Here is a 7,792-nt window from a genome sequence, read left to right as displayed (position 1 = left end):
GTCCATAGCGACAGGGGATCTCAATTCCGAAGCAGGAAGTTCCTGCGCACGCTGAACCGTCACCGCGTGGTTGGGAGCATGGGAAGAGTGGGCTCGAGCGGGGACAACGCGGCTATGGAGAGTTTCTTCGCGCTTCTGCAGAAGAACGTCCTCGACCGCCGGTCCTGGACCACCCGCGAGCAACTGCGCATAGCGATCGTCACCTGGATCGAGCGAACCTACCACCGCCGACGTCGCCAGGCCCGTCTGGGGCGCTTGACGCCCATCGAGTTCGAGACCATCATGAACACGACCGTCGCACTGGCGGCGTGACTAGGAACTGTCACCTATTCGTGCAGCAGACCCCTTCGTGGTTCTGGGGCTCGATCCGGTTCTCACGCTCTTCTCGTGGTTCAGCGGGCTCGCAGTTGCCGCACTGCTGTCTCTCTATGTGCTCGCGTCAATCGGCACCCTGCGATACCTCCGGCGTTCGGCTGACGCCGTGCCGATCTGGCAGTCCACGATCGCGCCGCTCCTGGCGGCGATCGGCTTCGGCGGGTTCCTCCTGCTCGTCATCGGGAATTTCACCGAACTCATCGGGGACTCCGTCGTTGTCGCCGCCGTTCTACTCGCCGCTGTCCCCGTAGCTTTTGTGGTCGGAATGCTCGCGGATCGTGGGGCGTCAGAGCGATCGTCATCTCGATCTCGCACCGAAGTCGTCGGCTGATGGCGCGGCGGCGGCGCGCTCCTTTGCGGATCGAGCTCCTCGCTCAGCGCCGTCATCCGCCACCGCGCGGAGCCCGCTCCGCCCGTAGCTCCGCTATTCCACGCGGAGAAGCGCCTGAACGCGCTGCACGCCCTCGAGCAGCGCCGCGTCGGCGAGCGCATAGCTGAAGCGGAGATAGCCCGACTGTCCGAAGGCCTCGCCGGGGATTGCCGCCACCTCGGCCTCGGAGAGTATGAGATCGGCCAGCTCGAGCGAGGTGGTCGGAGTGGTGTCGCGAATCTCGCGCCCGAGAGCCGCCGAGACGTCCACGTACGCGTAGAACGCCCCCTCGGGAGTGGGGCAGTGGAAACCGTCGATCTTGTTGAGCTCCTCGACGATCACGCGACGGCGTCGATCGAAGGCTCTGCGCATCTCCTCGACGGGCTCCTGGGTGCCGGTCAGCGCCTCGATCACGGCGCGCTGAGCGATGTTGTTCACATTCGAGGTGAGGTGCGACTGGAGGTTGGCCGTAAGTTTGATGGCTGCGGGCGGACCGACCATCCAGCCGAGGCGCCAGCCGGTCATGGCATAGCTCTTCGCCACGCCGTTGACGAGGATCGTGCGATCCCGCAGTGCCGGGACGGCCTCAGCGATCGACACGGCGCGCACGCCGTCGTAGACGAGGTTCTGATAGATCTCGTCCGAGACCACCCAGAGGCCGTTTCGTTCGGCCCACTCGCCGATCGCCCGCGTCTCCTCGGGCGAGTACACGGCGCCAGTGGGGTTGGAGGGCGAGACGAAGAGCAGTACCTTGGTGCGCTCCGTGCGCGCGGCCTCAAGCTGCTCCACGGTGACTTTATATCCCTGGTCGGCGCCCGCGAAGACATCGACGGGAACCCCGTCTGCGAGTTGGATCGCCTCCGGGTAGGTGGTCCAGTAGGGGGAGGGAACGATGACCTCGTCTCCCGGGTTGAGCAGCACCTGGAATGCTTGGTAGACCGCCTGCTTGCCGCCGTTCGTGACGATGACCTGCGAGGGTTCCGCGTGCCAGCCCGAATCCCGGGCGGTCTTGGCTGCGATCGCTCCACGGAGCTCCGGAAGCCCGGTCGCGGGGGTGTAGCGGAAGTTTGCAGGGTTATCGAGTGCAGTGCGTGCGGCCTCCACGATGTGGGGAGGAGTCGCGAAGTTTGGCTCGCCCGCAGCGTAGCTGATGACGGGGCGCCCTGCGGCTTGGAGTTGTTTGGCTTTCGCATCGACCTTGAGGGTGGCCGATTCGGCGATTCGACTGATCTTCCGGGACAGAGAGAAGTTGCTGCTCACACCTTGATCCTAGGCGCCGAGGAGTGGGCTTGGAGCCCCAAAATCACAAAAATGAACCGCTGGACCACTGATTCACAGGAGGGGTTCAGGAACCGATGCCGATGCTGCTCGCGGAGACGGGATCGTTCAGCCCTTGCAGCTCGCGCGCTGCCGTTAGCAGGGTTGCCACTTTCGTGGCTGCGGCTATCGCGAGCTGGCCGAGCTGCCGCGCGTTCTCGGGAGTGATGCGGTAAGTGGGTCCGCCGATCCACAGCGCGTACTTCGGCACTTCGTCGATGAGTACCGGCGCCGCCACGGATGCGGCGTCTCGCTCGAGCGCGCCGTAGAGCCAGGCGTAGCCGTGCACGCGAGCGGGTTCGAGCGACTCGATGAACAGGTCGAGCTGATTCAGATTGTCCTGCGGGTAGTGCGGAAGCAGGAGTGCCCGCACCTCATCGGGGCCCCGGTAGGAGAGCAGTGACTTGCCTGTCGAGGTGAGCCAGGGCGGTTGTATCCGCGGCGTCTGCTTGAGCGTCTGCCCGATGATCGAGGGCCCCGCGTTCTGCATGAGTACGACGACATCGCTGCCCTGGAGCATGTCGAAGCCGGTGGTTTCGCCAGTGGCCTCGGAGAGGTCGGAGAGGATGTCCCGGATAGCGCGGATCGTGCCACCCTCGGTGAGCAGTCCGCCCACGATCGAGAGAGCTCCGATCGAAATGCGTGTGCGCTTGGTGTCCTCGTCGGTGAACAGGATCCCCTCGTCTTCGAGCGTGCTGATGATGCGGAAGCACGAGGCCTTGGGCACCTCAGCCAAGCGCGCGAGTTCGCTGAGGCCGATGCCGTTGGGGTAGGTCGAGACGACGCGGAGCACCTTCACGGCGCGGTTGAGTAGACCGTCGCCCTTCTTCAGGTCTCGATCGCTTGCATGGGGGCTTGAGGTGGCCATTTTTGAACTATATCCCAGAATGCGGTAAATCAAGACGTCGGTTCACTTTCGCCTCGTCCGGTGGCTCCGCGTTCTGCGTCGAACTCCAGGCGAGGGTGAGCAGGGCCTCTGCGATGCGGGCATCCTCCCGGCCGCCGGTGAACCTCAGCGGCACGGATCGAGTGACGATCGTCCTCTCCGATCCGTGCTCGCCGGATCCGCCGGGCTCGTCCGATTCGCGGTCGAGGTCGTCGACGGGATCGACGAGCCACCCGTCGAGCAAGCCGCCCGAACCCCTGGCGCCGTAGAATTCGCGCACCCCGAGCGCCGAGCACTCGACTCCCGCTGCGGCTAGACAGCGATCTGCCCAGCCGCGCACCGGCCTGCCCCCGATGATGGGGGAGACGCCGACGATGGGCGCACGAGCCCCGACCACCGCCTCGCGCACTCCCGGCACCTCGAGTATCGGCGTGATCGACACGATGGGGTTGGACGGCGCGACGATGATGAGGTCGGCCTCCTCGATAGCCGCGATCACGCCCGGGGCCGGTCGCGCGGCGGCGGCTCGCGGATACTCGAAGCGCTCCGGAACGGGGTCCGCTCGGAGGCGTACCCACCATTCCTGAAACGAGAGCGGTCCGTCCGGAAGCCGAACGATTGTGGGTGAATCGTCATCCGTGACCGGAAACACTCGGGCCGAGATGCCGAAGTCGTCGAGGAAGCGCTGGGTGACCCGGCTGAGAGGCATGCCGGAGGCGAGCATCTCGGTACGGATGAGACTGTGGCCGAGATCAAGGTCGCCGAGGTGGAACCACGCCGCTTCGGGGAGATGGCGCTCGATCTGGTTCGCGATCCGCGCGGAGTCCCCCGCCCGGCCCCACCCTCGATCGGCGTCGCCGAGCTCGCCCAGGTGATAGGTCACCGAATCGATATCCGGTGAGACGCGAAGCCCGAGATGGGAGAAGTCGTCACCCACGTTCACGATCGCGGTGAGCTGGAGCGAGGGGTCGGCGGTGCGGCGCCAGGAGTCTATTGCGCGAGCGCATCGGGCCCCGCCGACTCCGCCGGAGAGCAGCACGATTCTCATGAGCTCGCCTCCAGACGAGCTGCGGCGCCACCCGCTCCGCGGTACTCGAACCCCCACGAAGCCGGGGCGTCGCCGAACGGAGCGAAGGGCACGCCCTCCACGTCCCCGTGTTCGCTCGTCCAGGTGAAGGCATCAGCAGACGGGGCCGCATCGGGGTAGCGGAGCGAGAAGGAGAGCCCTCCGTCGGATCGCTCCGTCGCGTCGACGGCCACATCGAGGTGCCGCATGATCGATTCCCTGGTGAGCGTCTCCGCGGTGGTTCCGACTTCGCGCACCGTCCCGTTCTCGAGGAAGCCGATATGGGTGGTGACGTAGCTCGCGATGTCGAGGTTGTGCAGGCTCGCGACGAATGCGGTGCCGTCAGATGCCAGCTCCTTGATCAGCAGCGCGATGTCGCGGATCGCGGACAGGTCGAGGTGATTCGTGGGCTCGTCGAGAATGAGCAGGCGAGAGCCCTGTGCGAGCGCGCGAGCGATGCGCGCCCGCTGGCGCTGCCCTCCGGAGAGCTGGGGGAGTGGAACGGCGATGAGCTGATCGAGACCGCAGCGCTCGATGGCGGATCTCACTGAGTCGGTATCGCTGGGGGTGAACGACTGCAGCAGACCGCGGAAGGGTACCCGGCCGAGCCGTACGTACTCGAAGACGGTGAGCGGCGGCGTCGTGCCCGCCTCCTGGGGCACGATGGCCACAAGCTTCGCCCACTCGGCGCGGGAATGTGCGGCGAGAGGCTTGCCGTTCCAGCTCACTCGCCCGCTGTCCGGGGTGAGATAGCCGGACAGCACGCGCAGCAGCGTGCTCTTTCCGGACCCGTTGCGCCCGAGCAGGCCGAGCACTTCACCGGGTTGCACCTTGAGTGCCGGCGCATCGAGCCCGAATCCGCGATCCCGGGCAAGACGCAGGCGTGTGGTGGTGAGCGTCATGCGCCGACCTCCCGTTTCCGAAGCATGAGCACGGCAAAGATTGCGGCGCCGAGAATGGATGTGGTGATGCCGACCGGCAGCTCTTGGGGCGCGACCACGGTGCGGGAGAAGGTGTCTGCGAGCACCAGCAGGAGCGCGCCGGTGATCGCCGAGAGCACGAGCAGACTGCGCTGCGAGAGGCGCAGGACGCTGCGCACGATGTGCGGGACGATGAGACCGACGAACCCGATGGCTCCTGAGACCGAGACCATGCCGGCCGCGAGCAGTGAGGCGGCGATGAGTACGCCGGCTCGCACGCGTCGAACGTCGAGACCGAGAGAGTGGATTTCCTCATCGCCGAGGAGCAGTATGTCGAGCAGCCGGGCGACGATCACCAGCGCGCCGCCGAAGATCAGGAGGGAACCCGATGCGACTCCGGCGCTTTCCCACGTGACGCTGCTCAGCGATCCGAGCAGCCAGTGCAGCACCTGACGGTAGCTGTCGTTATCGCGGGACAGGAAGATGGTGAGGGAAGTGAAGGCGCTGAAGATGGCCGTGACGGCGACTCCGGCGAGAATCACGCGGGTGGCTTGCGCGTCGCCCCGCATCCTCCCGAGCACGAGCGTCGCGGTCAGCGCGAGCAGGCCGCCCGCGAAGGCCGCGAAGGGGAGGGCCACTGCGAGCCCGCTGAGGATCACGCAGACCGCGCCGAAGGATGCTCCCGAGGAGATGCCGAGCAGATACGGTTCGGCGAGCGGGTTGCGCAGCGCGGTCTGCATCGCGACGCCCGCCATGGCAAGCCCGGCTCCGACGAGCGCTGCGGTGAGCACTCTCGGGATGCGCACCTGGACCAGGATCGTCTCATCGGGCCCCCAGTCGGCGATCGGCGTCGACATCGCCGAGGGGAGTGCGCTCATCGGGATCTGCACGGCTCCGACAAGCGTGCCCAATACGAGTGCGCCGAGCAGCAGGATGACGAGGATCGCGCCGTGCATGAGTGCACTGCGGGTCGAGGCGGCTTCGGAAGGTGCGGAGCCCGTCCGTTCACTCGTCATCGCGCCGGGTGCGCGCGCTGCTCGGCGGATCCTCATCCGCGTCGCGCGATCTCGATTGCGCCGGCGGCGATCGTCTCCACGGCGTCGACGTTGCGCACGCCGGCCTCCGTCGTCGCGAAGTCGACCGAGATGTAGTTCCCCTCTCTGACCGCTCGCATGCTCTGCGCAGCCGGATGCGCTTCGATGCGCTGACGCTTCGCCTCGGCGCTGTTCCAGGGGCTGTTGACGAGGACGATGACATCGGGATCGCTCGAGACGAAGGCCTCCCACGACATGCTCAGCCAGCTCTCCGCCTGATCGCCTGCTGCGTTGTCGAGACCCGCTGCCTCCATGATCATGTTGGGCGTTCCTGTGCCACCGCCCACGAAGGGGGTGTCCTCGCCGGAGCTGTACCAGAGAGCGGTGAGCGGCTCGGCGACGCGCTCGATCCCCGTCAGCTGCTCGCGCTGCTCGGCGATGAGCGATTCCGCGCGCTCGGGAACCTCGAAGATGTCGCCGATCTCGGTGAACATCTCGAAGACATCGTCGAAGGTCACCGCGGCAGGCGTCTCCTCTCCGAAATCGCAGGCAGCGGGTGAGATGTAGCTGCGAATGCCCATCTCCTCGAGCTGGTCGCGGGTTCCCGGCCCCTCGGCCGATAGGTTGGACGCCCAACCTGCAAAGACGAAGTCGGGTTGGACGCTGAGCAGCAGCTCCCGACCGGGAACCTGATCGGAGAGCTCGGTGACGGACCACCCCGCGGGAGCGAGCGATTCGGGCACCGTTCCGTCGAGGAACGCCGAGCCGACGATGCGATCTTCGAGACCGAGCGAGAGAAGCAGTTCGAGCGGTGTCGACTTGATCGTCACGACGCGTTCGGGCGTCGGATCGGTCTCGAGGGTCGTGTCACAGTTCTCCAGCGAACTCGCGGCCTCGGAACCGCTCTGTCTCGCAGGCTCGCCGGGCGCCGCTCCGCCGGCGCAGCCGCCGAGTGCGGCGACGGAGACCAGCGCGAAGATCAAACCTAAACTGAACCGATGGTTTACTTTTTTCAAACCGTGCCGCCAATCATCAACTAAAACGATTATTCATTGATTGTTCAGCAGTGTGCCGAGGCAGTCAACCCCCTGATACTCTGCGAAATATGCCCATGAGGCGGCTGTAGTGAAGGGGTGGCCCGAAAGTGACCCCTCGGTTTATTTTCAGATAAGGCTTGATTTTTTTCCGGACCACGGGTTCACTTATGCGTATACCCACTCGCATCGAGACCACTAGGAGAAGTACATGGAGCTGCAGGTTCGCAAAATCGTTCGCCACGTCGAGGAGCTTCGCGAGGAAAACGGGATCGCGCTCGAGCGGCCTCATCGCATTGCGTACGTGGCTGCCATCATCAAGAATCCGTTCGGCACGGACGGCTACGTCGAAGACCTGGTCTCGATTGCCGACGAGCTCGGAGAGAAGATCGGCGAACTCGTGGGCCCGGCTTGCGTCGAGCTGCTCGACGATGAGGTGGAGGTGTTCGGCAAGGCCGCGCTCGTCGGCATCGCGGGCGAGACCGAGCACGGATCGGCGCTGATCCACAATCTGCGCTTCGGCAATGTCTTCAGGCAGGCGGCCCAGGGCACCGAGCTGCTGCCCGCAGCCGAGAAGACCGGCCTCATCGCGACCCCCATCGACGTGCCGCTCAAGCACAAGACCGACGCGAAGACCCGCTCGCATCATCAGAGCTTCACGCTGCGGATCGAGGACGCGCCGAGGCCCGACGAGATCGTGGTCGCGTGCGTCGCCGGAAACCAGGGTCGCCCGCTCCAGCGGCTGGCGACTTTCGGTGCCGAGGCGCCGGTGGAGATCGGACAGCAGTGA

General features: G+C 65.8%; 9 protein-coding genes. 3 read left to right on the top strand and 6 right to left on the bottom strand.

Annotated features, from left to right (window positions below; genetic code table 11):
- The coding region (locus H629_RS14265; RefSeq protein WP_036085110.1) for an integrase core domain-containing protein at window positions 1–312 on the top strand (312 nt) is incomplete at its 5' end.
- A gap of 37 nt (window positions 313–349) precedes the next feature.
- On the top strand, window positions 350–706 hold the full coding sequence (locus H629_RS0112155) for a hypothetical protein (protein ID WP_024357523.1): 357 nt from the start codon (window positions 350–352) through the stop codon (window positions 704–706).
- 93 nt (window positions 707–799) lie between these two features.
- Here the strand turns inward: H629_RS0112155 and H629_RS0112150 are convergent, their stop codons facing one another.
- The 6 genes from H629_RS0112150 to H629_RS0112125 all read right to left on the bottom strand — a co-directional run bounded on the left by H629_RS0112150 (window position 800) and on the right by H629_RS0112125 (window position 6,951).
- Window positions 800–2,005 (bottom strand): pyridoxal phosphate-dependent aminotransferase, encoded by a 1,206-nt coding sequence (locus H629_RS0112150; protein ID WP_024357522.1) that lies wholly within the window; start codon window positions 2,003–2,005, stop codon window positions 800–802.
- Between the two features lie 85 nt (window positions 2,006–2,090).
- Entirely contained in the window at window positions 2,091–2,930 is an 840-nt protein-coding gene (locus H629_RS0112145; RefSeq protein ID WP_024357521.1) for an IclR family transcriptional regulator, read from the bottom strand.
- 7 nt (window positions 2,931–2,937) lie between these two features.
- Window positions 2,938–3,996 carry a 2-phospho-L-lactate transferase gene (gene cofD / locus H629_RS0112140; protein WP_024357520.1) on the bottom strand — a complete coding sequence of 353 codons (1,059 nt, stop codon included), beginning with the start codon at window positions 3,994–3,996 and terminating at the stop codon, window positions 2,938–2,940.
- Window positions 3,993–4,916: an ABC transporter ATP-binding protein gene (locus tag H629_RS14635; protein WP_024357519.1), complete on the bottom strand. Its 924-nt coding sequence runs from the start codon at window positions 4,914–4,916 to the stop codon at window positions 3,993–3,995. The genes cofD and H629_RS14635 overlap by 4 nt, the downstream gene beginning before the upstream one ends.
- Window positions 4,913–5,950, bottom strand: a complete 1,038-nt coding sequence (locus tag H629_RS0112130) for a FecCD family ABC transporter permease (RefSeq protein ID WP_024357518.1) — start codon at window positions 5,948–5,950, stop codon at window positions 4,913–4,915. The genes H629_RS14635 and H629_RS0112130 overlap by 4 nt, the downstream gene beginning before the upstream one ends.
- A gap of 32 nt (window positions 5,951–5,982) precedes the next feature.
- Window positions 5,983–6,951, bottom strand: a complete 969-nt coding sequence (locus tag H629_RS0112125) for an ABC transporter substrate-binding protein (RefSeq protein ID WP_024357517.1) — start codon at window positions 6,949–6,951, stop codon at window positions 5,983–5,985.
- 262 nt (window positions 6,952–7,213) lie between these two features.
- On the opposite strand from H629_RS0112125, the gene H629_RS0112120 reads away from it, so the two are divergent.
- Entirely contained in the window at window positions 7,214–7,792 is a 579-nt protein-coding gene (locus H629_RS0112120; RefSeq protein WP_205618713.1) for an amino acid synthesis family protein, read from the top strand.

The sequence above is a fragment of the Leucobacter chironomi DSM 19883 genome (assembly GCF_000421845.1).
Taxonomy (GTDB): domain Bacteria; phylum Actinomycetota; class Actinomycetes; order Actinomycetales; family Microbacteriaceae; genus Leucobacter; species Leucobacter chironomi.
Note: the sequence above shows the minus strand (reverse complement) of the source record. Positions and strands in the feature narration are given on the sequence as shown.